This window comes from Nonomuraea ferruginea (assembly GCF_039540635.1).
Classification (GTDB): domain Bacteria; phylum Actinomycetota; class Actinomycetes; order Streptosporangiales; family Streptosporangiaceae; genus Nonomuraea; species Nonomuraea ferruginea.
Genome location: NZ_BAABFD010000012.1, coordinates 241005 through 265928, shown reverse-complemented (window position 1 = coordinate 265928; position 24924 = coordinate 241005). Strand labels below are relative to the sequence as shown.

The window sequence follows — 24924 nt, the reverse complement described above, 5'->3', positions numbered from 1 at the left end:
CGCACCTTTCCGCACATCTAGCGATATATGAGGTACGCCTGGTTATGTCACCCCGTAACAGTGACCTCCGTGATCGTCCTGTTACTCAACGATCACATCCTCAAGCACGCCTGGCCCGGGTTCGTCACGGGCAAGCTGAGTGACCTCGCCGGACTCGTCGTCGCACCGCCCCTGGTGGCGCTCCTCCTGCTGCGCCGCGCCGATCTCGCGGCGACCATCCTGACCGGCGCCCTCTTCACGGTCGTGAAAACGACGGAGACGGGCGCTGAGGCCGCCTCCCAGATCTGGACCACCCTGGCGGGCTCCTCGCGCGTCCTGGCCGATCCTGGGGACCTGCTGGCCCTTCCTGCGCTCCTCCTGGCCTGGTGGGTGCGGCAGCGCAGTCGGCGGGCGGTGGCCGCGCGGTGGCGGGTGCTCACCGCCGTCCCCCTGGCCGTCCTCGCCGTGACCGCCACCGCGGGCCACCCCGGCATGCCCGCCGCCGAGGTCGTCGACCTCAGGGACGGCGTCCTCGTGCTCGACTCCCGGTACGCGTCGCACGACGGCGGCGCGACCTGGGAGACGTACGTCGCCTCCGACGCCTACGCGGGACCGGAGCGCGAGTACCTGCCCGGTCAGCGCGCCGCCTGCCTGCGCGAGCACTGCTACCGGCTCGTCCGGCATCACGTGAAGGTGCTGCGCTCCGGCGACGGCGGCCGCACCTGGGAGCCCGAGTGGGAGATCCCTCCAGGCCGGGTCACCATGCTCGAACGCGAGCTGGTCGGCGGGCGGCCCGACGAGGACCCCATCGTCTCCAGGACGCTCGTGGTCCAGGACCGGCCGGGCGGGCACGTCGTGGTCGTCGCCAACGGACGGGACGGCGTCGCCGTGCGCGGCGTCGACGGGACGTGGCGGCGGTTCGGCTTCAGCGCCGACGGCCGTCTGCTGGAGTCGGCCGCGATCCCGCTCGACCGGCCCGCCGACGACGACGCGGAGATGCTGGTCGCCGGGCTGGCCGCCGCCTGGGCGACCCTGCTCGGCCTGGCCGTTCAGTCGGTGCGGGCGCGCCGCGCCCGCCCCTGGCTCGTCGTCGTGCTGGGCGGTCTCGGGGCGCTGCTGATCGCGCCGTTGCCGTACGAGCGAGTGTTCGGCCCGCACCAGAACGTCATGACGGACTGGAGCCCGCTGCCCCCGCTCCTGGCGGCGCTGGGCGCGGCCCTGCTGATCTGCGTGGTCGTCGTGGCCTGCTCGCTGGTTTCGGACGGCGGCGTCGGGTCGCGGGGCGCGGTGGACGCGCTGGCGCTCGGCGTGGCGGTCGGGCTCTGCGTGGCGGGACCGTTCAAGGCGTGGAGCACGGGCTGGATCGACCACGGCGCGGCGCTGGCCGTCGCCGTGGTCGCCGCGCCGCTCGTGTGTCTCCTCGGGGCGCTGGCGCTGCGCCCCCGCCGCTACTTGACCGGCTCCAGCACGTCGAGCCCCACGTAGGGGCGGAGCGCCTGGGGGACCACCACGGAGCCGTCGGCCTGCTGGTGGTTCTCCAGGATGGCGACGATCCACCGGGTGGTGGCCAGCGTGCCGTTGAGCGTGGCGGCGTACTGCGGCCTGCCGTCCTTGTCGCGGAAGCGCACGCCCAGCCGGCGGGCCTGGAACTCGGTGCAGTTGGAGGTCGAGGTCAGCTCGCGGTAGCGGCCCTGGGTCGGGATCCACGCCTCGCAGTCGAACTTGCGGGCCGCCGACATGCCGAGGTCGCCCGCCGCCGTGTCGATCACGCGGTAGGGCACCTCGATCTTGGCCATCATCCGCCGTTCGTACTCCAGCAGCCGCTGGTGCTCGGCCGCCGCGTCCTCGGGCCGGACGAAGGAGAACATCTCCACCTTGTCGAACTGGTGGACCCTGATGATGCCCCGGGTGTCCTTGCCGTAGGAGCCCGCCTCGCGGCGGAAGCACGACGACCAGCCCGCGTAGCGCAGCGGGAGCTGGTCGGCGGGCAGGATCTCCTGCGCGTGGTAGCCGGCCAGCGACACCTCGGAGGTGCCGACCAGGTAGAGGTCGTCCTCGGGCAGGCGGTAGATCTCCTTGTCGTGCGCCACGTGGAATCCGGTGCCCTGCATGGTCTCCGGCTTGACCAGGACCGGGGTGATCATGGGCACGAAGCCGGTCTCGATCGCCTGCTGCATGGCCATGTTGAGCAGGCCGAGCTGCAACCGGGCGCCCTGGCCCTTGAGGAAGAAGAACCGCGAGCCGGACACCTTGGCGCCGCGCTCCATGTCGATCGCGTCGAGCCGCTCGCCCAGCTCCAGGTGGTCCTTCGGCTCGAAGTCGAACGTGCGCGGCTCGCCGTGGGACTCGAGCACGACGTAGTCGTCCTCGCCGCCGGCGGGCGCGTCGGCCTCGACGATGTTGGGCACCGTCTGGAGCAGCCCGTCGAGCTCGGCGGCGAGCTTCTCCGCCTCCGCCTCGGCGGACCGCACCTGGGCGGCGAGGTCCTTGGCCCGCTGGAGCAGCGCGGCCTTCTCCTCGCCCTGCGCCCTGGAGACCTGCTTGCCGAGGCTCTTCTGCTCGGCGCGCGAGGACTCGAACGAGGTCAGCGCGGAGCGGCGGCGCTCGTCCAGGTCGAGCAGCGAGTCGACGACCGAGTCGTCCTCGCCGCGGGCACGCTGCGACGCCCGCAGCCGGTCGGGGTCCTCACGAAGGGTACGCAGGTCGATCACAAGGAAAGGCTACCGGCGCGCGGTGAGCACCCGCTCCCCGATTATCAGACCTGACCGGCGCGGATCCTGGCGAGCCACTCCTTCGCCCCGGCGAACTCGGGGTCGCCCGTGCCGCGCTTGATCTGCGGAGCCACCCCGTCGGCGCGCGGATAGCTGCCCAGGAAGCGCACCTCGCCGCAGATGCGGTGGAGGCCCGCGACGGCCTCGCCCACCCGCGCGTCGGCCACGTGGCCCTCGAAGTCGAAGTGGAAGAAGTAGCGGCCGATGCCCTGGCCGGTGGGCCGCGACTCGATGCGGCTCAGGTTGACGCCGCGCACCGAGAACTCGGTCAGCATCTCCAGCAGCGCGCCCGGGTGGTCGTCTGCCAGGAACACGACCAGGGTGGTGCGGTCGCTGCCGGTCGGCTCGGGCAGCGGGCCCGGCCTGCTCACCCGTACGAACCTCGTCACGGTGTCGGACCGGTCGCCGATGTCGCCCCGCAGCTCGACCAGGCCGTAGTGCTCGCCCGCGATGCGGGCGGCGATCGCGGCGTCGTACGGCGAGCCGGGCAGCGACACCTCCTGCGCCGCCGCCGCCGTCGACGGGGCGGACACCACGACCGCGTCGGCCAGCTCGCGGTTGAGGAAACCGCGGCACTGCGTGATCGCGGCCGGGTGGGTGTAGACCCGCTTGACGTGCACGATCTCGGTGTCGGGCCGGGCCAGCAGCGAGAACCGCACCGGGAGCAGCAGCTCGGCGGTGATCAGCAGCGGCTCGCCCCAGGCGAACTCGTCCAGCGTCGTCGTGATGCCGCCCTCGAGCGAGTTCTCCAGCGGGACCACCGCGGCGTCGGCCTCGCCGGCGCGCACGGCGTTGAGCGCGGCGGTGACCGTCGCGCAGGGCAGCCGCTCGGCTTCGGGCTCCAGGAGCGTCAGGGCCTCTTCGGTGAAGGTGCCCTCAGGGCCGAGGTACGCGGTTCTGGACATGATTACAGGGTATCCGCAGGTTGACGTGCTAGGTGGGGCATTCGGGACTCCTCGGCACGTCGCCCCGGCAGCCAGTGCGCCAGCAGCCAGACGAGGAAGATCGCGCCCAGGCCGAAGCCGTTCTGCACGATCTTGCCGAGCACCGGGCTGACCACCGGGATCTCCGCCGCCTTGATCGCCACGCCCCACCAGGGAACCGGCACCACGTAGTACAGCCACACCCCGGCGGCCACCCGCAGCCGCACCGGGTCGCGTCCGTCGCCCACGATCGCCCCCAGCACCACGACCACCCAGGCCAGATGGTGGATCCAGGCCACCGGCGACAGCAGCACCGCCATCAGCCCCACCAGCGCCACCGCCGTCAGCGTGTCGCCGCGCCGGTACGCGTCCCGCGCGCCGCGGAACCCGTACCAGCCGACCGCCGCGACCACCGCCAGCCAGATCGCGGTCGTCAGCAGGTCGGGCAGGTAGAGGCGGATGAGCATGCCGCGCATCGACTGGTTGGTGGTGGCGGCGTTGGCGCCCAGCCGCTCGGAGTCCAGCAGCGCGCCGAACCAGAAGTCCACCGCGTCCTGCGGGATCACCGCGAACGGCAGCAGCGTCAGCAGCGCCGTCACCAGCGAGGCCATGAACAGCGTCCGCCACTGCCGCGTCACCAGCAGGTAGATGAGGAACACCCCGGGCGTCAGCTTGACCGCCGTGGCCAACCCGATCAGGAACCCGCGCGGCCACCACGGCCGCCGCGCCACGCAGTCGGCCAGGCAGAGCGCCACCAGCAGGATGTCCACCTGCCCGAACCGCACCTGGTCGCGGATCGGCATCAGGAACGTGCACGCCACCATCAGGAACGCGAACACCCACGGCGCGTGCCGCCCCAGCGACTCCCTGAACGCGAACCCCACCGCCACACCCAGCGCCGCGAAGATCCCCGCCGTCCACACCCACTGGGCGGTCACCCACGACATCGCCGCCAGCCCGCTCGCGAACAGCGCCGCGACCGGCGGGTAGGTGAACGGCAGCAGCTGCGGCGCCGGCGTGAAGAACCCGTAGACCGGACGTCCGTCGAGCACCATCTGACCGCCGGTACGGTAGACGTCGAGATCGACGAGACGCTGGTCGCCGGGGTTGGTCAGCCAGTGCTCGACCAGCGGCCACACCCCGGCGGCGACGACCACCGCCGCCAGGGCCCACGCCCACCATCGCCGCCGCATCGGCGTCTCGACACCCGTCACGCTGTGGCAGGCTACCGTGGCGGTTGACCGAAGGGCGCGCCGACTCAGGGGGTTCAGCACGATGCCGCACAGGTTCCGCTCCCTGTTGCGGCTGGTGGTCGTCGGGCTGCTCACGGTCATGGGGGTCGCCGTCCCGGCCTCCGCCGCCGTCCAGGGACGGGTGGCGGTCGTCGGCGTGCCGGGGCTCGAGTGGAGCGACATCGACCAGACGCGTACGCCCAACCTGTGGAAGCTCGCTGGGCAGGGCGGCACTGCCTCCCTGTCCACCCGCGCCGTCCCGCCCCCCGGCCGGGGCATCACCTGCGCCGTCGCCGGCTGGCTGACGGTCTCGGCGGGCCAGCGCGCCGGCACCCCTGGCGAAGGCTGCCCTGAGACCCCGGCGCCGCAACGCGCCGACGACCAGGGCTCCCCCGAGGACCCCGGAACCGCCACTCCGGAAAGCCCTGCTCCCACCGACACCTCGCAAGGCCCGACCCCGCGGCCGACCGGGACCCCGGCCCCGGCGCCCACCGGCGATCCCGGGGCCCCCGGACACCCCGTCACCGTGCCCGGCTGGGCGGAGCTGGTGGCTCACCAGGCCGGCACCGGCTACGACGCCCGGCTCGGCACCCTCGCCCAGACGGTCATCGACGGCGGCGGGAAGGTCGCCGCCGTCGGCCCCGGCGCAGCCCTGGCCGCCGCCGACGAGACCGGCCGCGTCGAGACGTACGCCGACGCCCCGGCCCGGCTCGGCGACCTCTCCTCGTACGCGCTGATCGTCATGGACGTCCCGGACCTCGCCACCGCCTGGGCCGCCCAGCCTCGGGACGAGTACGGAGTCCCCACCGGCATGCCGCAGGACGTCCGGCAGGAAGCGGCGGCGGCGGCCGACCGGCGCGTCGGCGAGTTCCTGGCCGTCCTCCCGAAGGACACCACCGTCCTGGTCGCCGGGATCTCCGACGTCTCTCCCGGGGCCCACCTCCACGTGGCCATGGCCACCGGCGGGCGCTACCCCGCCGGACACCTCACCGCCACCTCGACCAGGCAGGACGCGCTGGTCGCGATCCAGGACCTGACGGCCACCGCCATCCACCTGACCGGCCTCGAACCCCCGCGGCAGGTCGTGGGCCGCCCCTGGCAGCCGGGCGGCGCGACGGGCCCCGCCACGCAGGAGACGGTCGCCGAGCTGGCGGACGCCGACCTGGCCAGCCAGGTGCTGCGCGAGGTCCGCGGCCCCTTCTTCGCCGTCTTCGTCGCGGTCCAGCTCCTCTTCTACGCCTTCGCGGCCCTGGCGCTGCGCCGCCGCAGATCGGCCGCCCCGCCGGACGCGCGTCCCGCCGGAGCCGGCGACACCGCTGTGTCTCCCGGAACCTCCACCGGCCCCACCTCCTCTGAGGCCGGTGGAGCCGGGGGGATCGACGTGGCCGGGGCGTCGCGGTTGCTGGTCACCGTGCAGGTCGTCTCCGTGATGAGCGGCGGCATCGCCGTCGCCACGTTCCTGGCGCAGCTCGTGCCGTGGTGGAGCCTGCCCGCGCCGATGGCCGCGCTCATCGTCACGATCGTCGCCATGGCCGGGCTGATCACCGGCGTGGCCTTCGCCGGTCCGTGGCGCGCGCACGTGCTCGGCCCGCTCACCGTGGTCGCGCTGGTGACCTCCGTGGCGATGCTGGCGGACGTCATGACCGGCTCCCACCTCCAGGTCAACGCCGTCTCCGGGTACGAGCCCGTGACCGGCGGACGGTTCTACGGCTTCAGCAACATCGCCTTCGCCATCTACGCCACCGGCACCGTCCTCGGCCTCGCGGGCATCGCCCAGTGGCTGCGCGGCAAGGGCGCGCCCCGGGCGGCGGTGATGACGGTCTGCGTGCTGTACGGCGGACTGGCGGTGTTCGCGGACGGGTCGCCCGCGTGGGGGGCGGACTTCGGCGGCGTGCCGGCGTTCGTCGCGGGCCTGTCGGTCTTCCTCATCCTCCTCTCCGGCGGTCGGGTGTCGTTCGTGAAGCTCCTGGTCGTCGGCCTGGTGGGGGCCGTGCTCATCGGCGCCATCTCGGTCGCCGACTGGGCGCGCCCGGCCGGGCAGCGCACGCACCTCGGCACGTTCGTGCAGCAGGTCATCGACGGCCAGGCGTGGACCGTCGTGGGCCGGAAGTTCGGCGCGATGGTCGGGGTGACCGTGGGGAACTGGTCGCTCACCCTGCTCTCGCTGGTCGCGCTGGCGTTCTTGTTTCTGGTGCTGGCGCGGCCGTCACGCTGGGGGGCGTCGGCGCTCGGGCAGGCGTACGCGCACGCGCCCGCACTCCGCGCCGGCCTGATCGGCGCGCTGACCTGCGCCTTCATCGGCTTCCTGATGAACGACTCGGGCATCGCCATCCCCGCCATGGCGCTCACGGTGGCGGTGCCCCTGACGCTGGCGTCGTGCGTACGCGCTCTGCAGCTCGCCACGCCCACCACAGCAGGGCCGCCGTCAGCGCCAGCAGCAGCCACGGAACGACCTGACTCCGCACGACGGTCGTGAGCCACCCGAGCTCGGGCGGCTGCCCGGCGACCCGCGCGGGCAGGTAGGCCAGCGACAGCACCAGCAGGTGGGCCACCATGAACCGGTCCAGGGCGGACGCCGCGGCCAGCGCCAGCACCCCGAAGGCGAGCCCGTCGTACCAGGGCAGCACGTACGGCGAGGCGAACAGGTAGGCGACCACCATCACCGCCGCCACGGCCACGGCCGCCTGGCCGCCTTCGCCCTTGACGGCGAACCACCCGCGCCCAGGAGCCGGGGAGGCCGTGAGAAGGGAGCGGGGGATCGCGCGGAAGAGGGCCCAGGCGATGAGGGCGAGCAGGAGCAGGGAGCCCACCTGGATCTCGCTGCGGTAGGCGTGGCCCATGCCGACGACCGACTGGAGCCAGCCCTGGACGAGCTTCCAGAACGAGGCGTTGGAGATGGACTTGCTGGTGCGGGCCACCGGGGCCAGGGCGTCGAGGCCGGCGGCGGCGTAACCGGCGGCCACCACCGCCAGGGCGACCCCTGCCGTCAGCGCCAGGCGGCGGGGGTTTCTGCGCAGCTCCCAGGCGGGGCCGAGAGCGACCAGGCCGGCGTTGAGCTTGATGGCGACCCCGAGCCCGAGCAGGGCGCCTCCGATGACAGGCCGCGACCGGGCCAGGAGGGCGGCGACCATGCAGGCGACCGCCAGGGTGTCCACGTGCATGCCGGCGACGAGCTGGTAGAGCAGCAGCGGGTTGGCCGTCCACAGCAGCGCGCCCCGCAGCCGCGCGGCGGGCTCGCCACGGGCGAAGCGGTCGATCAGGAGGCCGGTGACGATGAACGCCGCGACGTTGACCAGGGCCAGCAGGAAGATCGTCAGGCGGACGGAGTCGCCGGCCAGCCAGCTCGCGGCGGCGTGTGTGGCCGTGGCCACCGGGCCGTAGACCGAGGGCTCCTCGCGCCACGGCGCCTCGACGGCGTCGGTGACGGGATCACCGGGAAGGTCGTCGGCGCCGTGGGTGTAGGGGTCGATGCCGAGCGAGGCGAGGCGGCCGTAGCCGGCGTAGTTGAGATGGTCGCCGGAGCCCGACGGGGGCAGGAACGCGAGCAGCACGGCGGCCAGGCAGCCGAGCAGCACGAGCGTGCGCGGCAGGCGTGCGGGGAAGGACGCGGGCGGCACGGCCAGGGCGCCGAGGAGACCGAGCCCGCCGAGCACCAGGGCGGCCACGGCCAGGGAGATCACCAGATAGGGGTGAGGACCGGCGGCCAGCGAGTAGGGCGGTTGCCAGCCGGGCCCCGACAGGGCCGGGACCATGGCGGACGGGCCGAGCACGCCGATGAGGGCCGTCAGCAGGATCGAGGCGGCGATGCAGGCCAGAGCCGGCCACATGAGCCGGTGGGGGGAGCCGGCCCGCGTCTCGGAAGTCACCCGCAAATTCCAGCACACCCGCCACAGGGCTCCGTCCGCCCGTCCCCAGCCTGTGGACAACCCCGTGAAGGGTCAGCGTCTGGGGCGGAGCTTCGCGAGGTTGTCGGCCACGAGGGGTTCGCGGGTGGCCAGGGCCAGGGCGACGTCGCGGAGCTGCCTGGCCCGGTGGAGCTGGGAGCGCCAGTCGGAACCGGTCGCCCGGTGCGCCATGTCGACCTCGACCTCGACCACGCGGAACCCCTTGCGGATCAGGTCGATGGTCAGGGCGGTCTCCACGCCGAAGCCGTGGGCCAGCGGGCGGGCCGCCTCGAACGCCTCCCTGGTGAGGCAGCGCTGGCCGTTGAGCGGCTGGGTCGCCTCGAAGCCGGTGGCGCGGCGGATGCCGTCTCTCGACAGCCGGACGACGATGCCGTGGCCGGCGAGCTTGACCCGGTTGGTGAAGGCGGCGATGGTCATGTCGGCCTCGCCGGCGCGCACGGGCCCCGCTAACGCGGCCGCGGCCTGGGCGCTGCCGGCCAGGTCGGCGTCCAGGAAGAGCAGATGGCGGGCGTCGCCGTCGAGAAGGCGCACGGCCTCGGCGCCCGTCTCCATGGCGGCCGCCTTGCCGCGGTTGCGGCTGTGGCGGACGACCTTGGCCCCCGCCGCGCGGGCGACCCGGCCCGTCTGGTCGGTCGAGCCGTCGTCGACCACGACGACGAGGTCGACGCCGGGCAGGCCGAGGGCCGAGGCGACGGTGAGGCCGATGCGATCGGCTTCGTTCTTGGCCGGGATGACGACCGCGGTGTCGCCCGCCGTCATGACTTCTCGGAGAGAAGGAACTCCTGCGGCACCTCGTCATGCACGGTGAACACCGAGTCGAGCCCGGTGACCTGCAGGATCTTCTGCACGGCGGGGCGCGGCGAGGCCACTTCGAGAGTGCCGCCCTGCTCCTTCATGCGCTTGAGTGCCGACAGCAGCACGTTCATCCCCGTGGAGTCGCAGAAATCCACGGCGGACATGTCTATGACCACGCGGCCGGGCCCCTCCTGGAGCAGCCGGGTGAACTCCGACTGCAGGTGGGGTGCCGTATAGAGGTCGATTTCACCGGCAATCACGACAAGTGCGTGGCCGGCATGTGATCGAGTCGAGACCTTGAGCTCCACAGAGGCAGGCTAGCGGCGTGAGGGCTCCGGGTCACGTTGTCACGCCGATACGTGAATGACGGCATGGATTCCGGGTGGCGACGAGAGTGGCCATTTGGGCTTCACGAAGACGGAGAGTAGGCGAAACTTGACGGTGCGCCACCATGGCGGCCGGAGAGGGGGCGGGCCTGAGCTCCGGATCCGGTCACCACTTCACAGGAGGAGGCTGGGCGAGCTCACGGGCCCGATGACCTATGAACACAGACCAACCGGAAGATCCTCAGCGTCGGAGAATCCGCGAACAGCTGGAAGCCATTCTCATCCGCAGCGAGAAGGCGACCTCGTGGCACGACGAGGCGGCCCGCCTGCGCGGGCTGGTCAACCACGAGGGTTACGTCCCCGTACGCACCAAGCTGGCCGGGGAGGACCTCGACTTCCTCTCCGGGGCCCGCGACGAGCTGCTGATGTTCTCCGAGCTCGGGTTGCGGCTGCTCGACCTGCACCAGCCGCGCGACGCGGGCGGCATCACCAGCGACGCCGCGCACCCCATCCTGCGGTGCCGGAGCTGCATGTGGAGATGGCCCTGCCCGACATTTCGTGCAATGTCGGAGTCGTTCGGCTCCACCTGCGAGTCCATCCTCCCGGAGACCGCCTGATCCACCCCGTCATCCGAGAGGGAGGCGGATCTCGAACCTGCAGCCCGGCCCCTCGTTCACCACGCCGATCACCCCGTCGTGCGCCTCCACGATGCCCCGGGCGATCGCCAGCCCCAGCCCGGCCCCGCCGTCCGCCGTCGGGGTCCGGGCCGCCTCGCCGCGGAAGGCCACCTCGAACACCCGCGACAGCTCCTCCTCCGGGATGCCGCCGCAGCAGTCGCTGACCGACAGGCAGGCCATCCCGGACTCCACCCCGGCCCGCATCACCACCGGCAGGTCCGAGGGCGTGTGCTTGACGGCGTTGACCACGAGGTTGCGCAGGGCCCGCCCGAGCGCGCCCGCGTCGGCCTCGACCGGCACCGACGCCGCCGCCTCAGCGGTGAGCACCACGCCCTTGGCCCTGGCCAGCGGCTCGGCCCCGGCCAGCGTGTCGGCGACCAGATCGGCGAGCCCGATCCTGGCCCGCGACAACCGCAGCGCCCCGGCGTGGATCCTCGACAGCTCGAACAGGTCGTCCACCATCGCCGACAGCCGCTCCACCTCCAGCTTGATCTGGCGGTGGTAGCGGCCGACCGTCTCGGGGTCGGCCACGACGCCGTCCTCCAGCGCCTCGGCCATGGCGCGCATCCCGGCCAGCGGGGTGCGCAGGTCGTGGCTGACCCAGGCGACGAGCTCGCGCCGGGCGCCTTCGAGTGCGCGTTCGCGCGCGTACGCCTCCTGCAGCGCGTCGGCGATGGCCTGGAGCTCGGCGGGCAGCCCTCGCGGCGCGGTGAACGGCGGCTCGCCGACCGCGGCCACCAGCCGCCTGCTCTCCGCCACGACCCGCCTGGCCACCACGAACGCCACACCGAGCCCGACGAGGCCGCCGACGGCGATCACGCTGAGCACGACGTCCCTGGCGGGGCCCTCGATGATCATCCGCATGGTGATCGCCACCACGCCGGCCAGGGTGGCGGCCACCGCGACGACCACCACGATCGCCATCATCACGCCGATGGAGCGGGTGCGCAGCCACCACATGACGGCCAGGCCCGCCGCCGCCACCAGCAGGCCCAGGCCTGCGGTGACCACGACGATCATGCCGAGGCTCACGCGGGGCCCTCCAGCGGTTCGTACCGGTAGCCGACCCCCCAGACCGTGACGATCCTGCGCGGATCGGTCGGATCGGGCTCGATCTTCTCCCGCAGCCGTCTGACGTGCACGGTCACCGTGGAGGAGTCGCCGAACGACCATCCCCACACCTGGTCGAGCAGCGCCGCCCGGCTGAACGCCTGCCTGGGGTTGCGCATCAGGTAGGCCAGCAGGTCGAACTCGCGGGCGGTCAGCATGATCTCCGCTCCTCCCAGCCGTACCTCGTGGGCGCCCACGTCCACCGTCAGGTCGGCGTCGCGGAGCACGCCGGTGCCGCCGGTGACGGCCGCGCCGCGGGCGCGGCGCAGCACCGACCGCACGCGCAGGGCCAGCTCGCGCGGGCTGAACGGCTTGACCACGTAGTCGTCGGCGCCCGTCTCCAGGCCGACCACCCGGTCGATCTCCTCCCCCAGCGCGGTCAGCATGATCACCGGCACCGGCCAGCGCTCCCTGAGCTTCCTGCACACCTGCAGCCCGTCGAGCTGGGGCAGCATCAGGTCGAGCACCATCAGGTCGGGCGGCCTGGCCAGCGCGCGGCGCAGCGCCTCCGCGCCGTCGCCCACGCACTCGACCTCGTGCCCGTCGCGCTCCAGATAGCGTGCGACCACCTCGGACACGTTCGGGTCGTCGTCGACCACCAGGATGCGGGTGTTCACGCCATCACGGTACGGCGCTGCGGCACGGGCGAGGCGATCACGTCATCGCTTCGTAAGCCTCGCACGCGGCACCGGCACGACGTACGGTGGCGTCATGGGTCGAGTCATCATGCTCGTGGCGGGTGCCGCGCTGGCGCTCTTCGTGCTGTTCACCTTCATCATCCCCATGGTTCTGGGGCTGCTGAAGATCGCGCTGATCATCGGAGTGATCGCTCTGCTGGTCTTCGTCGTCGTCACGCTGGTCGGTAAGTCGTCCTCGCCGCAGTGACGGCCTTCCTGTTCGATCCGTGGCTCATCGCCGTCACCATGGTGGCGGTCCTGCTGCTGGTCTCGTGGGCGGCCAGGCTGCTGCCGGCCTGCGGCGGTGAGCCGTCCGGGTTCCCCCTGGTGTACGCGCGGCGCACGGCCTTCCAGCGCCAGCGCGATCCCGACGCGGCCGGGAGACCGAGACCGCGAGCTCCTTCACCGCGCCCCGCTTCCTGTTAGGCGGGGCTCGGACCCGAGCCCTGGAAGTCTCCATGGGAGAAGGGCTCATGATCGATTCGCTTGTCTCGTTCGTCATCGGCGTCTCCGGGGGCCACGCCGCCCTCGGCATCGTGCTGTTCACCCTGGCCGTGCGGCTCCTGCTGCTGCCGCTGGGCATCCGCCAGGCACGCAGCGCCCGCGTCAGGGAACGCCTCGCGCCCATGCTGCGCGAGCTGCGCAAGAGGTTCGGGCGCGACCCGCAGCGGCTGGCGAAGGAGACGTCCGCGCTGTTCGCCAAGGAGGGCAGCTCGCCGTTCGCGGGGATCCTGCCGGGGCTGGCCCAGTTGCCGTTCATGTGGCTGATGTTCCGGGTGGCGACCCACCCGACCGCGCTGGCGGGCCACGACCTGTTCGGGGCTCCGCTCGGTCAGCAGGTCGCGGCCGTGCTCGCACATTACGGTCTGTTCAGCGGCCCATTTTCGGTCTTCGCTTTGGTGCTCGTGCTGATGGCCGTGGTGGCATGGCTGTCTTCCCGTACGGTGAAGTCGGCGCTCACCGACGACCAGCCGGAGCTCATCCGAAGGGTGACACCGTTGCTGCCGTTCGGCTCGGTGCTGGCCGCGGCGGTGCTCCCCCTGGCCGCCGGGCTCTATCTGCTGGTTTCCACGGCGTGGACCGTGGGAGAGCGCGCCGTGCTCGCTACCCGGCCTCTTTGAGCGCGTGAACCTGCCCGTTCATCTGCTTCTGAGGTGCGGGCAGGATCGCCCACACCGTTGTCGTGTCGCCGTCATGCCGCACGCCCCAGCTCTCCGCCACATACTCGACGATCCCCAGCCCGCGGCCGCCCAGCGAGGACAGGGCCGGCCGGCCCGCCCTCGGCTCGGTCGCCGCTCCCCCGTCGCTGACCGCCACCTCGATGTGACCATCGTTACGCAGCCAGGACACCCTCACCATCCCCGAAGGCAACGGGTGGGCGTGCCGTAGCGCGTTGCTGAGCAGCTCGCTCACCACGAGTACGGCATCGTCGATCGCGGGATCGAAGACCCCGCAGTCCTGAAGATCGTTGCTGAGACGCTGGCGGGCGACGGCGACGCTGGACGGCGCGTACGGCAGTAGCACCACGCTTGACACACCCACCTCCCCGTCTCCCAGTGCCCCCCGCGGAAGCACCCCCGGTACGACCGAAATGCCCCGTTACTCGATCCCAGAAACCGCATCTCGATCACAGCTTGTACACATCGGACGATAGATCAGCGCAACCGTGACCACCTCGTTACCGCACCGGTGTGTCGGATCCGATAGTAGAAGCGGACCTGAGCTGGAGCTTCATCCGGGTGCCACCACCGGGGCGCGGATGCGCGCTCACCTCGCCGCCCTGCGCCCTGGCCAGGCTCCGCACGATGTAGAGGCCGAGCCCGACGCCGCCGAACCTCCGGCGGTCGCCGGTCTCCACCTGGACGAACCGTTCGAAGATCCGCTCCCGGTCGGCCGGCGCGATCCCCACGCCCTCGTCGTCGACCACCACGACCACCCCGCCGTTCTCGCGCCAGGCGCCGACGCTGATCAGCCCGCCCTGCGGCGAGTACTTGAAGGCGTTCTCCAGGAGCTGGCCGAGCACGATGTCGGTGGCCAGCGGATCGCCCATCACCCACGGCAGGCCCACGGCGATGCCGACCTCGATGCGGTGCCTGTCGGACAGCACCGGCAGCCCGAGCGTGGCCGCGTGCAGCCGCTCGGCCAGGTCGAACGGCTCGTCGCCGACCACCTGCTCCTCCGCCCCCGCTCTGGCGCCGAGCAGCAGGTGGTCCATGAGGCTGCCGAGCGACTTGGCCCGCTCGGCGATCGTGTGCACGGCGGAGCGGCGCTCGGCGTCGCTCAGCTTGTCCCAGCGGGCGTCGAGCGTGCCGGCGAAGCCGCGGACGACCGTGATCGGGGTGCGCAGCTCGTGGCTGGTGGTCGCCAGGAACAGGTCCTTGGCCTCCTCCAGCTCCTTGGCGGCGGTGACGTCGCGGAAGTCGACGACCAGCTCGCCGGTCTCCTCGATGCGCGCGCACACCACGTCCAGCCAGCGCCCGCTGGGCAGCTGGTGGGTGACCTTCTCGCCGGGTCCGGGCAGCGGGAACGGCGGCGGGCCGCCGATGACCTCCTCGGCGCTGACGGCGGTGAGCTCGGCCGCGGCCGGGTTCCACCGCAGCACCCGGCCGTCGCCGTCGAGCACCGCGATGCCGTCGGCGCTGGCGTCGAACACGGCCCGCTCGTGCGCGCGCTGCCGCACCGCCTCCTGGTAGGCGACCGCGTTGCCGACCGCGATCCCGGCGTGCCCGGCCAGCAGCTCCAGCAGCTCCAGCTCCAGGTGGCCGGGCTTGCGCTTGGCGAACAGCGCGTAGAGCGCGCCGTACGGGCGACCCCCGACGGCGGCGAGGCCGAGCGCGATCGTGTGCAGACCCTTCAGCCGCGCCCACACCAGCCGGTCCAGCCCGGCGGACTCCAGCAGCACGGTCCTGCCGGTGCGCAGGAGCGTGCCGACCAGGCTGGTGTCCAGGTCGGTGGTGGCGTCCTTCAGCGAGTCCGGCAGCCGGTAGGTGCTGACCAGGCGCAGCCGGTCGCCCTCGATGAGCACGAACCCGCCCGCGTCGGCCCCGGTCAGCTCGGTGAGGCTGGCCGAGATGCGGTCGAGCACGGCGGGCAGCTCCAGCTCGGCGTTGATGTCGCCGACCACGTCGGTGAGCCTGCGCACCAGCCTGGCGCGGCGCGCCAGGCGGCTCTTGGCCGCGTGGTCGGCCTGCACCAGGTGGTAGACGCAGACGTATCCGGCCGTCGCGCAGCCCACGCGCAGCGCGCTGATGTCGGCCCGCACGTCCAGCACGCCGCCGTCGGCGCGCGCCCGCTTGGTGCGCAGCGACACCTGCCCGCCGGTGCGGACCCGCTCCAGGGCCGCGTGGTGCTCGGCCGCCAGCTCCTCCGGCACGATCGGCGCCCTGCGCCCGAGCACGTCGGCCGCGGACCAGCCGAAGAGCGCCTCGGCGGCCGCGTTCCAGACCAGGACCGTCTGGTCCCGGTCGATCGCGACGACGGCGTTGGGTGAGCTGTCGAGCACCGCGCGGACCATCTCGTCGTCACTCGCACCCCTTGGGTCCCCCACGACTCCATAGTGCCCGCGGCGTGGCGCTCGCGTCGGGCGATCCGTCCGATACGCTGCGGTCACGGCTTTTTCATGGCGGGTGGAGGTGAAGGCGTGTCGGGCGACCTCGAGGCCCTGCTGCGGGTGACGTCCGACACTTATCGGGGTGACGGCACGCTCGACGTCGCGCTCGGCACCTACGACGGCGCAGTCGGCAGGCTGGTGCTCGCGGTCACCGCGCGCGGCCTCGTCGCCTGCAGCTACGAGGACGAGCACGTGGTCTTCGAGCGGGTGTCCAACCAGGTGGGCAGCCTCATCGGCACCGACGCCCGGCGGCTCGACCCGGTCCGCCGCGAGCTCGACGCCTACTTCTCCGGCCGGCTCCGCGCCTTCTCCACCCGGGTCGACCTGACCCTCGCCACGCCGTTCGCTCGTACGGTCCTGCAGAAGACGATGGCGGTCCCGTACGGCACGACCACGACGATGGGCCGGATCGGCGAGCTCATCGGCAGGCCGCGCGCGCTGCGCGCGGTCGGCAACGCGCTCGGCGCCAACCCCGTGTGCGTGATCGTGCCGTGTCACCGGGTGGTGCGCGACGACGGCGAGCCCGGCGACTACGCGGGCGGCCCCGCCGCCAAGCGCCATCTGCTCACCGTCGAGCGACGCGGCGCGTGACCAGCCCGATCAGCAGCGTCGCCAGAGCCGCGACGATGGCCGCGCCCAGCGCGCCGTTCATCCACGGCTCCCTGGTGAAGCCGATGACCTCGCGCACCCCGGCCCAGAAGCCGTCCCACGGGGCGACGGTGGGGGTGGAGGTGGTCAGCCAGTACGCCGCGAAGCCGAGCGCCCACGGCACCAGCATCGACCAGCGGGCGGGGGCGTCGGCGTCGGTGTTCCACCGGGCCGCGCCGCCGAGCAGGAAGTAGTCGACGGCCAGCACCGCGAACATCGGCACGAACACCGCGCCGATCACGCCCAGGAACGCGCCGTAGGAGGTCACGTCCACGACCAGCGCGATGGCGACCGTGAGCAGGCCGATGAGGGTGCTGATGATCCGCCGGTCGACGCGCGGCATGAGGTTCTGCAGCGAGACGGTCGTCGAGTAGACGTTCGCGAACGACTGGTCGGCCTCGCGGAGCACCAGGATCGCGAAGAACAGCGCGCCCAGCGGCACCGCCACGAACGGCCCGAACACCGCCGTGCTGTCGGCCGCCACCGCCTCGGCCCCGGCGATCGCGACCGCGTACACGCCCAGGGCCAGGCAGGCGACCTGGGCGAGCGTGTAGCCGCCGACCACGCCGGTGAAGGCCGCCCGGCTGGACCTGGAGTGCCGGGCGAAGTCGGCGGCCAGCGGCACCCACGACACCGACAGCGCGATCACGTAGTCGACGGCCGGGGCGAACGCCTCCCAGGACCCTCCGGTCCGCGGCTGCGCGTCGCCCAGGAACTGCACCGCGAACCAGATCATCGCGATGATCACCAGAACCGTGATGTAGCGCCTGATCAGCCGGACCGCGCCCAGCGGCCAGACGGTCAGCACCGTGGTGATCACCCCGGCGACGATCACCCACACCGCGTACGGGACCGTGTCGCCGAAGATGGCCAGGGCGCCCTGGGCGATCACCCAGAGCTCGAACGCGCCCCAGCCGATCATCTGGATGATGTTGAGCACGGTGGGGAAGTACGACAGCCGGGCCCCGAACAGCCCGCGCAGCAGCACCATCGCGGGCTTGCCGGTCTGCGTGCCGGGGATGGCCGCCAGGCCCACCATGGTGGTGCCGATCAGGCTGCCGACCACGGTCGCGACCAGGGCGGCCGTCACGGTCAGCGGCGCGCCGCCGAGCGGGTCGATCAGGAACAGGGCGCCGGAGAAGCCCAGCAGGCTGACCGCCAGGTTGGCCCAGAGCGCGCCCTGGTCGAGCACTCCGAGCGTCTTGGGGGGCTCGCCCTCCAGGGTCAGCGGAACTTCCTCGCCATGGATGGCATGCGACATCGCGCACTCCCTACGCCGGCATTACCCGGACAGGTTCATGCGGTCGGCAGCGGCGTAGCTGCCCTCTCAGCCCGGTTGGCCCCGAGCTCCCGCGGTGGGTCGTCAACAGCCGGAGATCAACTCCGGCTGCCGCCCCCATGATGCACTATTGGTCCCGTTTCGGCCAGTCGGGGTCAGGCGACCATCGGCGGCCGGCCCGTCTCGCTGACCATGGGACGCTTGTCGAGCTCCCAGGCCTGCATGCCGCCGCCCACGTTGACCGCCTCGCGGCCCAGGCGGTTGAGCCAGGCCGCCACCTGCATCGAACGGCCGCCGACGCGGCACACGACGTAGACCGGACGGCCGGAGGGGACCTCGTCGACCCGCGCCTGGATCTGCGTCATCGGGATGTGGACCGCCTCGGGAGCGTGGCCCGCCACCCACTCGTACTCCTCGCGCACGTCGAGCAGGTAGGCGTCGTCGGGCACGTCGCGGACCTCGACCTCGGGAACCGTCATGCGCCCATTCTTACCTGCCGCGCGTCATGCTCGGCACGCTACTTGAGCAGCTTGGACATGCGGCGGTCGGCCAGCGGCTTGCCGCCGGTCTGGCAGGTGGGACAGTACTGCAGCGAGGAGTCGGCGAAGGACACCTCGCGGATCGTGTCGCCGCAGACGTCGCACGGCTGGCCCGCGCGGTTGTGCACGCGCAGCCCCGACTTCTTCTCCGCCTTGAGGTCCTTGGCCGCCAGGCCGCGCGCCCGCTCGACCGCCTCGCGCAGCGTGGTCACGATGGCGTCGTGCAGGTCGGCGATCTGCGCGTCGGTCAGCGTCGCCGCGACCTTGAACGGGGACATCTTGGCGGCGTGCAGCACCTCGTCGGAGTAGGCGTTGCCGATGCCGGCGACGACCTTCTGGTCGCGCAGCAGGCCCTTGATCTGGGTGCGGTTGCCGCCGACGATGCGTTTGAGCGCGGCGACGTCGAAGGACTCGTCGAGGGGGTCGGGGCCGAGCGCGGCGACACCCGGCACTTCATCCGGATTTTTCACGACATAGACGGCCAGGCGCTTCTGCGTGCCCGCCTCCGTCAGCTCGAACCCCGGCGCCAGCCCGTCGGCGTCGGGCGCGAGCCGCACCCGTACGGCGAGCGGGCCCTTGCCCGGACGGACCGGCCTGGCGCCCGACAGGTCGTCACGCCAGCGCAGCCAGCCCGCCCGGGCCAGATGGATGACCAGGTGGAGCCCGTCACAGTCGAGGTCGAGGAACTTGCCGTGACGGGACACGCCCGTGACGGTCAGCCCGCCCAGCGCGGTCACCGGCGGGTCGAACGTCTTGAGCGCCTGGAAGGCCACCACGTCGACGCCCGCGATCGTGCGGCCGACCGCCCGCTCGCCCAGGAACGCGGTGAGCGACTCCACCTCGGGAAGTTCAGGCATGCTCTCCAGACTACGCGGCGCTACGGCACGTCCCAGAACGCCAGCTCGTGCGCCATCCCCTCCGTGAACATCGCCTCCGCCCGGTCAGGATCGACGTCCGTCTCGTCGATCATCTGGGCGATCCGCTCGGCCAGCGAGGCGAACCCCGGGTCGGCGTACGTGTCGACCCAGGCCCGGTAGCGCGGCTCGGCGGGCGGGTTCTCCGCCAGGATCCGCCCCAGCGTCGAATATCCCCACATGCACGGATACAGCGCCGCCAACCCCTCCCCGTACGAGCCCGCGGACTCCAGCAGGAAGTCCGTGTACGCGACGCAGGCCGGACCCTTCACCGCCCCCTCCAGATCGGCCCCGAACTCGGCCGACAGCGAACGGTGCAGATCCAGCTCCTCGTGGTAGGTCGAGTGCGCCAGGTCCACCAGGTCGCCGACGTGCGCGTCAGGAGCCTGCCAGGCCAGCTTGGCGAACACCCGCACGTAGTCGAGCAGGTAGAGGTAGTCCTGCTCCAGCCACGACCGGAACACGGGCTCGGGCAGATCGCCCCGGCCGATCCCGGCAACGGTGGGATGGGCCAGCTGAGCCTCAAGCAGGGGACGGCCGACAGCGTGCAATTTTTCCGAGATGGTCATGCTCGCACGTTAGTGTCAGAGGATGAGCGTGACGATCGCGGAGGAGATCCTCCTTCTCGCCTTCGGCGAGGACGACGGCAGGCAGCTGCTCTCCACCATCCAGCTCGACCCCGCCGTGGCCGGCGCCCTCCTGGCCGAGCTGGCGATCAGCGAGCGCATCACGCTGCGCGACAAGAAGGTGACCGTCCTGGACCCCGCGCCGCTGGGCGACGACGAGCTCGACGCCGCGCTCGCGCGCATCGCCGGCAGCCCGAAGGAGCGCGGGCCCGCCTGGTGGGTGCAGCAGCTGCAGTCGGGCAAGCTCCGCACCCGCCTGCTCACCCGGCTCGCCGCCGCGGGCGTGCTGGCCGAGGAGCGCGGCCGGGTGTTCGGCATCTTCCGCACCACCCGCTGGCCCGAGCTCGACGGCAGCGTCGAGTCGCGGGTGCGTGAGCGGGTCGCGGGCGCGCTGGGCGGCGCCGAGCCCGACCCGCGCACCGCCGTGCTCATCGCGGTCATGCACGCCGCCAAGCTCGACCGCAAGGCGTTCCCCGGCGCCGACAAGGGCCGGGTCAAGGAGATCGCGGCCGGCGCGTGGGAGGCCGAGGCCGTGGCGCAGACGATCGCCGCGATCAACGCGGGCATCTCGATCGCCGTCACCACGGCCGCCATCACCGCGACGGGCTAACCCGCGTCGAGGATCTCCTTCGGCACCGGCTGGTCGGCGGCCAGCGCCTCGAACAGGGCCAGCGCCTTGGCCCTGTCCCACTTGACGGCCTCGCCGCCCGCGACGTTCTCGGTGCCGCCGAAGGGCACCACCGTGGTCACCGGGCTGTCGCCCATGGCCAGGCCCAGCGAGAGCATGTCGAACACGCCGGTGTCCTCGTCGACCGCCACGGCGTCGGTGGCGCTCATCGCCAGCGGGATCGAGGTGAACGGGTTGATCAGGGTGCCGGGGCTGGCCGCCTTCTTCACCACCGCGCTGAGGAACTGGCGCTGCCGCTTGGTCCGCTCGTAGTCGGGCAGCGCCCCGCCCTTGCGGGTGCGGACGTAGCCGAGCGCCTGGGCGCCGGTGAGGGTCTGGGTGCCCTTCTTGAGCTTCAGGCCCGCCTTGGGGTCGTTGACCGCGGCCCGCACGTTGATCTCGACGCCGCCGACGGCATCGACGATCTCGACGAAGCCGGCGAAGCCGATCTCCATGTAGTTGTCGACGCGGATGCCCGTGACCGTCTCGACGGTGCGGACCAGGAGCTTGGGCCCGCCGATCGCGTAGGCGGCGTTGAGCTTGTTGCGGCCCTGGCCGGGGACGGTGACGGCGGAGTCGCGCGGCAGGCTGACCAGCGTCGGCCGGTCGCTCCCTTCGGGCAGGTGGAGCAGCATCATCGAGTCGGTGCGCTGGCCCTCGCTGTTGCCGGTGGCGAGCTTCCTGCGCTCGCGGGCCGACAGGCCCTTGCGGCTGTCGGAGCCGACCAGGAGCCAGTTGGTGCCGGGGGTGTCGGCCGGGCGGCCCTCGTAGTCGTCCAGGATCCCGGCGGGCAGCCCGCCCAGCCGCCCGTCGATCCAGAAGAGCATGCCCGCGGCGGTCACCACCAGCGCCACCAGGAGCGCGAGGAGGATCTTGAGAACGGTGCCGCCCTTGATCCGCCGGCGCGGCGGCCGTTGTCCGGGCGGCGGGGGCGGCCGGTCGGAGGTGCTCCGCATGGGCCTGACAGGGCTGCTGCCCGACCGGCGCTTGCCGTACACCCGCGAGCTGGACCGCGGCACGTCGTCGGCGACCGGCTGCGGCGGGGGCTGCGGGAAGTGGTGCGCCGGGGCCCCCGCCGCACGCGGCCCGTCCTTGCTGGAAGGCAGCGGGCGACGCTCGCCCGGCGAGCGCATGGCCCGCGTCCGGTCGTCCTCAGCCACGTGGCTCCTTCTTCCCCTTGCTTGACATAGTCGCCCTGACATAGAAGCTACGTCCAACACTTCGCTCAGTGCAGTCCACCGGCCATTGTTCCGCCACGGAAAAGTACGTAGAACCAGGCAGATAAGACCACCGGAAACACAGAGGCCATCCGCATCGTTAGTTTTATGGACCAGCTCTAAAGAAGGGATGATCGTGTCCACTGCGGACCCATGGAGTAGCCGCCCGTGCACATGCACGGGTTCCCCTGAGAGCTCGCAGCGGTGAGCGCCTATCTGGGCCTGATGGCCCTCTTCCTGCTCACAGCCGCGACGGGCTACTTCGTCGCCCAGGAGTTCGCCTTCGTCGCCGTCGACCGGGCCGTCCTGCGCGAGCAGGCCGCGGCCGGTGACCAGGCCGCCGAGAAGGCACTCCGCGTGACCTCACGCCTCTCGTTCATGCTGTCGGGCGCCCAGCTCGGCATCACCGTCACCGCCCTGCTGGTCGGCTTCCTGGCCGAGCCCGCCATCGCCGTGATCGTGCGGCCCTGGCTGACGGACGCCGGCTTCTCCGACGCCCTCATCACCGGGCTCTCCGTCGCCATCGGCGTGGGCGTGGCCACCGTGGTGCAGATGGTGCTCGGCGAGCTCGCGCCGAAGAACCTCGGCATCGCCAGGCCGGAGCAGGTGGCGAAGTTCCTGGCCGGATCGACCCTCGTCTACCTGGCCGTGGTCGGGCCGGTGATCCGGCTGTTCGACTCGGCGGCGACCGGGCTGCTCAGGAAGGTGGGCATCGAGCCCGTCGAGGAGGTGGAGCACGGCGCCACCCCCGAGGAGCTCTCCCGGATCATCGAGGAGTCCACGGAGGCCGGTGAGCTGCCGCCTCGCCTGTCGGAGCTGCTGGAGCGCGCCCTGGAGTTCGGCGACCACACGGCCGAGGAGATCATGGTGCCGCGGCCCCGGGTGGTGGCGCTGCGCGCCGCCCAGCCGATCTCCGAGCTGCTGGAGACCATGCGCCAGTGCGGCCACTCCCGCTACCCCGTGCTCGGCGACGACGGCGACGTGGCCGGCGTGACCGGCGTGCGCGAGCTGCTCGCCTCCGGGATCGAGGAGGGCGCCGTGCGCGACATCACCCGCCCGGCGCTGCTCGTGCCCGACTCGCTGCCGCTTCCCGCGGTGCTCGACCGCATGCGCGTCGCCAAGGACGACATCGCCTGCGTCATCGACGAGTACGGCGGCCTGGCGGGTGTGATCACCGTCGAGGACCTGGCCGAGGAGCTCGTCGGCGAGCTCGTCGACGAGAACGACCCGGACCCGGTGGGCGCCGTGCGGCAGCCCGGCGGCGTCTGGGAGGTGCCCGGCAGGCTGCGGCTCGACGAGGTCGAGCGGGCCACCGGCATCGCGCTGCCGGAAAGCGACGACTACGACACGCTCGGCGGGCTGATCCTGGCCGAGCTGGGCCGGATGCCCGAGCCTGGCGACACGGTGACGGTGCCGACCGTCGTCGAGGCCGACCCGTTCGAGTACGACGACGGCGGCGACCGCCACGTGGCCGAGCTGACCGTGATCTCGCTCAACCGGCGCGTGCCCGAATGGGTGCGGCTGGCGCCCGCCCAGCAGCCCGCGGAGGCGACCCGATGACGATGATCATGATCAGCGTCGCGCTGCTGGCGTTCAACGCGCTGTTCGTCGCCGCCGAGTTCGCCTTCGTGTCCTCCCGGCGGCACCGCCTGGAGGAGATCGCGGCGGGCGGCAACCGGCTCGTCAGGATCGCGGCCAGGTCGGCCGCGGGCGGCAGCCGCCAGCTCTCCCTGATGCTGGCCGGCGCCCAGCTCGGCATCACGCTGTGCACGCTGGGCCTCGGGTACGTGACCGAGCCGGCCATCGAGCACTACCTCGAACCGGTGTTCGCGGCCATCGGCGTGGCAGAGCCGCTGCGCATGCCGATCGCGCTGACGCTCTCGCTGGCCCTGGTGACGTTCCTGCACATGGTGGTGGGCGAGATGGCGCCCAAGTCGTGGGCGCTGACCCACCCCGAGCAGGCGGCGCTGCTGCTCACCCTGCCGTTCAGGGCCTTCACCTCGGTGATGCGGCCGCTGCTGTCGTCGCTCAACGGCCTGACCAACCTCGGCCTGCGGCTCTTCGGGGTGCAGCCGCGCAACGAGCTGGCCACCACCAGGACGCCGCGCCAGCTCGCCATGCTGGTCGGCGAGTCCGGCCGGATGGGGCTGCTCGACCGGGAGGAGCACGACCTGCTGACCCGGGCGCTGCGGTTCGAGGCCGAGGGCATCGAGCGCCTCATGGTGCCGATCGGCCGGGCGGTCACCGTACCCCCGCGGGCCGGCACGGCCGAGATCCGGCGCGTGGCGGCCGGCAGCGGCCACCTCAGGCTGCTCGTGAGCGACGGCGGCGAGGTGGCGGGGGTCCTGCACGCCCGTGACGCCCTGCTGGAGCCCGGACGTACGGCGAGCGAGCTCGCCAGGCCGGTGCCGAAGCTGCCGAGCCTCACGCAGGTCCCCGAGGCCGTGGCGGCCCTTCAGGAGGCCCGTGCGCACCTGGCGCTGGTCACCGGAGGCGACGGCGCGGTCATCGGCATGGTGAGCCTCACCGACCTGCTGGGGCAGTTGCTGGACACGCGCAAGCTGGCGGCCTGACCTCAGCTTCGCTCTGAGCGAAACAATGGGCCCCGGCCGGAAGCGGTTTGAAAGCGAGCTGCAACCGGCCGGGCGTACCTTTCGCCCGGCGGGTACGGCCGGGAGGCCGCAAGCGGACAGGATGTCGAGGAAAAGATGAAGCCCCGGCTCTTGCGAACCGGGGCTGTTCTTCGCCAGGGTGGGTCTGCCGATTTTCATCGACCCTACCGAGGTGGGCGAGGAGGGATTTGAACCCTCACGTCCTTTCGGACACACGGACCTGAACCGTGCGCGTCTGCCGTTCCGCCACCCGCCCTTGTGGGTGCGGAGAAACACTAGCACGTAACAGCCACTGGTACTGAACCCGGATACGATCGCATAAGACACGGGAGCGGAGGAGCTGGGCGCGAGTGCCTCAGGAGCGCCGGGGGCCGCCGCCTCGTGGTTCGAGCGGAGACCGGGCGCCACGCGCGCCGG

24 protein-coding genes, 1 tRNA gene, 1 pseudogene and 1 riboswitch are annotated in these 24924 nt (G+C 72.2%); of the genes and pseudogenes, 10 read left to right on the top strand and 16 right to left on the bottom strand.

The features are described from left to right. The first annotated feature begins 69 nt into the window (after nt 1–69). Complete coding sequence (locus ABD999_RS23720; protein WP_271276263.1) at nt 70–1464, top strand: hypothetical protein; 1395 nt, start codon at nt 70–72, stop codon at nt 1462–1464. Here ABD999_RS23720 and serS read toward each other — a convergent pair. From serS to ABD999_RS23705, 3 genes are read right to left on the bottom strand one after another with little or no spacing between them, the layout of a single operon-like run. After that, entirely contained in the window at nt 1428–2690 is a 1263-nt protein-coding gene (serS, locus tag ABD999_RS23715) for a serine--tRNA ligase (protein WP_148036070.1), read from the bottom strand. The two genes, ABD999_RS23720 and serS, sit on opposite strands and share 37 nt — an antisense overlap. A gap of 44 nt (nt 2691–2734) precedes the next feature. After that, nucleotides 2735–3655: a prephenate dehydratase gene (gene pheA, locus ABD999_RS23710; RefSeq protein ID WP_219550757.1), complete on the bottom strand. Its 921-nt coding sequence runs from the start codon at nt 3653–3655 to the stop codon at nt 2735–2737. Nucleotides 3656–3657: 2 nt separating this feature from the next. Then, complete coding sequence (locus tag ABD999_RS23705; RefSeq protein ID WP_271276262.1) at nt 3658–4887, bottom strand: glycosyltransferase 87 family protein; 1230 nt, start codon at nt 4885–4887, stop codon at nt 3658–3660. Between the two features lie 61 nt (nt 4888–4948). On the opposite strand from ABD999_RS23705, the gene ABD999_RS23700 reads away from it, so the two are divergent. Next, nucleotides 4949–7381: a hypothetical protein gene (locus tag ABD999_RS23700; protein ID WP_271276261.1), complete on the top strand. Its 2433-nt coding sequence runs from the start codon at nt 4949–4951 to the stop codon at nt 7379–7381. 286 nt (nt 7382–7667) lie between these two features. On the opposite strand, the pseudogene mptB reads toward ABD999_RS23700, so the two are convergent. From mptB to ABD999_RS23685, 3 genes and pseudogenes are all read right to left on the bottom strand, one after another. Then, nucleotides 7668–8732 (bottom strand): annotated as a pseudogene (mptB, locus tag ABD999_RS23695) (polyprenol phosphomannose-dependent alpha 1,6 mannosyltransferase MptB); the annotation flags it as partial. A gap of 111 nt (nt 8733–8843) precedes the next feature. Next, a complete protein-coding gene (locus tag ABD999_RS23690; protein WP_148036069.1) occupies nt 8844–9569 on the bottom strand; it encodes a glycosyltransferase family 2 protein in 726 nt (241 codons plus the stop codon). After that, entirely contained in the window at nt 9566–9913 is a 348-nt protein-coding gene (locus tag ABD999_RS23685; RefSeq protein ID WP_148036068.1) for an STAS domain-containing protein, read from the bottom strand. Before ABD999_RS23685 ends, ABD999_RS23690 begins: the two co-directional genes overlap by 4 nt. A gap of 233 nt (nt 9914–10146) precedes the next feature. On the opposite strand from ABD999_RS23685, the gene ABD999_RS23680 reads away from it, so the two are divergent. Beyond that, nucleotides 10147–10548, top strand: coding sequence for a hypothetical protein (locus ABD999_RS23680; protein ID WP_148036067.1), 402 nt, complete (start codon nt 10147–10149; stop codon nt 10546–10548). Nucleotides 10549–10557: 9 nt separating this feature from the next. Here ABD999_RS23680 and ABD999_RS23675 read toward each other — a convergent pair whose 3' ends face one another. Beyond that, nucleotides 10558–11640 carry a sensor histidine kinase gene (locus ABD999_RS23675; protein ID WP_271276260.1) on the bottom strand — a complete coding sequence of 361 codons (1083 nt, stop codon included), beginning with the start codon at nt 11638–11640 and terminating at the stop codon, nt 10558–10560. Next, nucleotides 11637–12335 carry a response regulator transcription factor gene (locus ABD999_RS23670; protein WP_148036066.1) on the bottom strand — a complete coding sequence of 233 codons (699 nt, stop codon included), beginning with the start codon at nt 12333–12335 and terminating at the stop codon, nt 11637–11639. Before ABD999_RS23670 ends, ABD999_RS23675 begins: the two co-directional genes overlap by 4 nt. A 94-nt stretch (nt 12336–12429) precedes the next feature. On the opposite strand from ABD999_RS23670, the gene ABD999_RS23665 reads away from it, so the two are divergent. From ABD999_RS23665 to ABD999_RS23655, 3 genes are read left to right on the top strand one after another with little or no spacing between them, the layout of a single operon-like run. Further along, a complete protein-coding gene (locus ABD999_RS23665; protein WP_187281667.1) occupies nt 12430–12603 on the top strand; it encodes a hypothetical protein in 174 nt (57 codons plus the stop codon). Then, entirely contained in the window at nt 12600–12821 is a 222-nt protein-coding gene (locus ABD999_RS23660) for a DUF6412 domain-containing protein (RefSeq protein WP_148036065.1), read from the top strand. Before ABD999_RS23665 ends, ABD999_RS23660 begins: the two co-directional genes overlap by 4 nt. Nucleotides 12822–12868: 47 nt before the next feature. Beyond that, on the top strand, nt 12869–13516 hold the full coding sequence (locus ABD999_RS23655) for a YidC/Oxa1 family membrane protein insertase (protein ID WP_271276259.1): 648 nt from the start codon (nt 12869–12871) through the stop codon (nt 13514–13516). Here the strand turns inward: ABD999_RS23655 and ABD999_RS23650 are convergent. Both ABD999_RS23650 and ABD999_RS23645 read right to left on the bottom strand, forming a co-directional pair. Further along, nucleotides 13500–13931, bottom strand: a complete 432-nt coding sequence (locus ABD999_RS23650; RefSeq protein ID WP_261809001.1) for an ATP-binding protein — start codon at nt 13929–13931, stop codon at nt 13500–13502. The genes ABD999_RS23655 and ABD999_RS23650 overlap by 17 nt on opposite strands. A gap of 142 nt (nt 13932–14073) precedes the next feature. Next, nucleotides 14074–15909 carry a PAS domain S-box protein gene (locus ABD999_RS23645; RefSeq protein WP_271276289.1) on the bottom strand — a complete coding sequence of 612 codons (1836 nt, stop codon included), beginning with the start codon at nt 15907–15909 and terminating at the stop codon, nt 14074–14076. A gap of 126 nt (nt 15910–16035) precedes the next feature. Here ABD999_RS23645 and ABD999_RS23640 point away from each other — a divergent pair, with 126 nt between their 5' ends. Further along, nucleotides 16036–16596: a methylated-DNA--[protein]-cysteine S-methyltransferase gene (locus tag ABD999_RS23640; protein ID WP_271276258.1), complete on the top strand. Its 561-nt coding sequence runs from the start codon at nt 16036–16038 to the stop codon at nt 16594–16596. On the opposite strand, the gene ABD999_RS23635 is transcribed toward ABD999_RS23640, so the two are convergent. From ABD999_RS23635 to ABD999_RS23620, 4 genes are all read right to left on the bottom strand, one after another. Then, nucleotides 16571–17914, bottom strand: coding sequence for a purine-cytosine permease family protein (locus ABD999_RS23635; RefSeq protein ID WP_148036061.1), 1344 nt, complete (start codon nt 17912–17914; stop codon nt 16571–16573). The genes ABD999_RS23640 and ABD999_RS23635 overlap by 26 nt on opposite strands. Beyond that, nucleotides 17905–18017, bottom strand: a riboswitch (TPP riboswitch). It overlaps the preceding gene by 10 nt. 70 nt (nt 18018–18087) lie before the next feature. Continuing rightward, nucleotides 18088–18411 carry a rhodanese-like domain-containing protein gene (locus ABD999_RS23630; RefSeq protein WP_271276257.1) on the bottom strand — a complete coding sequence of 108 codons (324 nt, stop codon included), beginning with the start codon at nt 18409–18411 and terminating at the stop codon, nt 18088–18090. Nucleotides 18412–18449: 38 nt separating this feature from the next. Further along, a complete protein-coding gene (locus tag ABD999_RS23625; protein ID WP_148036059.1) occupies nt 18450–19328 on the bottom strand; it encodes an Fpg/Nei family DNA glycosylase in 879 nt (292 codons plus the stop codon). Between the two features lie 20 nt (nt 19329–19348). Continuing rightward, nucleotides 19349–19954 carry a TenA family protein gene (locus ABD999_RS23620; RefSeq protein WP_271276256.1) on the bottom strand — a complete coding sequence of 202 codons (606 nt, stop codon included), beginning with the start codon at nt 19952–19954 and terminating at the stop codon, nt 19349–19351. Nucleotides 19955–19976: 22 nt separating this feature from the next. On the opposite strand from ABD999_RS23620, the gene ABD999_RS23615 reads away from it, so the two are divergent. Further along, a complete protein-coding gene (locus ABD999_RS23615) occupies nt 19977–20621 on the top strand; it encodes a GOLPH3/VPS74 family protein (RefSeq protein WP_271276255.1) in 645 nt (214 codons plus the stop codon). Here the strand turns inward: ABD999_RS23615 and ABD999_RS23610 are convergent. Further along, nucleotides 20618–21838 carry an LCP family protein gene (locus ABD999_RS23610; protein WP_271276254.1) on the bottom strand — a complete coding sequence of 407 codons (1221 nt, stop codon included), beginning with the start codon at nt 21836–21838 and terminating at the stop codon, nt 20618–20620. The genes ABD999_RS23615 and ABD999_RS23610 overlap by 4 nt on opposite strands. A 261-nt stretch (nt 21839–22099) precedes the next feature. Here ABD999_RS23610 and ABD999_RS23605 point away from each other — a divergent pair, with 261 nt between their 5' ends. Together ABD999_RS23605 and ABD999_RS23600 are read left to right on the top strand one after the other, a co-directional pair. Next, nucleotides 22100–23455 carry a hemolysin family protein gene (locus tag ABD999_RS23605; RefSeq protein WP_271276253.1) on the top strand — a complete coding sequence of 452 codons (1356 nt, stop codon included), beginning with the start codon at nt 22100–22102 and terminating at the stop codon, nt 23453–23455. Continuing rightward, nucleotides 23452–24468: a hemolysin family protein gene (locus tag ABD999_RS23600; protein WP_219550773.1), complete on the top strand. Its 1017-nt coding sequence runs from the start codon at nt 23452–23454 to the stop codon at nt 24466–24468. The genes ABD999_RS23605 and ABD999_RS23600 overlap by 4 nt, the downstream gene beginning before the upstream one ends. A gap of 212 nt (nt 24469–24680) precedes the next feature. On the opposite strand, the gene ABD999_RS23595 is transcribed toward ABD999_RS23600, so the two are convergent. Continuing rightward, nucleotides 24681–24763, bottom strand: a tRNA-Leu gene (locus ABD999_RS23595). Nucleotides 24764–24924 lie beyond the last annotated feature (161 nt).

Coding starts and splice junctions, on each gene's coding strand:
- pheA (WP_219550757.1), bottom strand. CDS start 3,655: ATGTCCAGAACCGCGTACCTCGGCCCTGAGGGCACCTTCACCGAAGAG.
- ABD999_RS23700 (WP_271276261.1), top strand. CDS start 4,949: ATGCCGCACAGGTTCCGCTCCCTGTTGCGGCTGGTGGTCGTCGGGCTG.
- ABD999_RS23690 (WP_148036069.1), bottom strand. CDS start 9,569: ATGACGGCGGGCGACACCGCGGTCGTCATCCCGGCCAAGAACGAAGCC.
- ABD999_RS23680 (WP_148036067.1), top strand. CDS start 10,147: ATGAACACAGACCAACCGGAAGATCCTCAGCGTCGGAGAATCCGCGAA.
- ABD999_RS23665 (WP_187281667.1), top strand. CDS start 12,430: ATGGGTCGAGTCATCATGCTCGTGGCGGGTGCCGCGCTGGCGCTCTTC.
- ABD999_RS23655 (WP_271276259.1), top strand. CDS start 12,869: ATGATCGATTCGCTTGTCTCGTTCGTCATCGGCGTCTCCGGGGGCCAC.
- ABD999_RS23645 (WP_271276289.1), bottom strand. CDS start 15,909: ATGGTCCGCGCGGTGCTCGACAGCTCACCCAACGCCGTCGTCGCGATC.
- ABD999_RS23635 (WP_148036061.1), bottom strand. CDS start 17,914: ATGTCGCATGCCATCCATGGCGAGGAAGTTCCGCTGACCCTGGAGGGC.
- ABD999_RS23630 (WP_271276257.1), bottom strand. CDS start 18,411: ATGACGGTTCCCGAGGTCGAGGTCCGCGACGTGCCCGACGACGCCTAC.
- ABD999_RS23625 (WP_148036059.1), bottom strand. CDS start 19,328: ATGCCTGAACTTCCCGAGGTGGAGTCGCTCACCGCGTTCCTGGGCGAG.
- ABD999_RS23620 (WP_271276256.1), bottom strand. CDS start 19,954: ATGACCATCTCGGAAAAATTGCACGCTGTCGGCCGTCCCCTGCTTGAG.
- ABD999_RS23615 (WP_271276255.1), top strand. CDS start 19,977: ATGAGCGTGACGATCGCGGAGGAGATCCTCCTTCTCGCCTTCGGCGAG.
- ABD999_RS23600 (WP_219550773.1), top strand. CDS start 23,452: ATGACGATGATCATGATCAGCGTCGCGCTGCTGGCGTTCAACGCGCTG.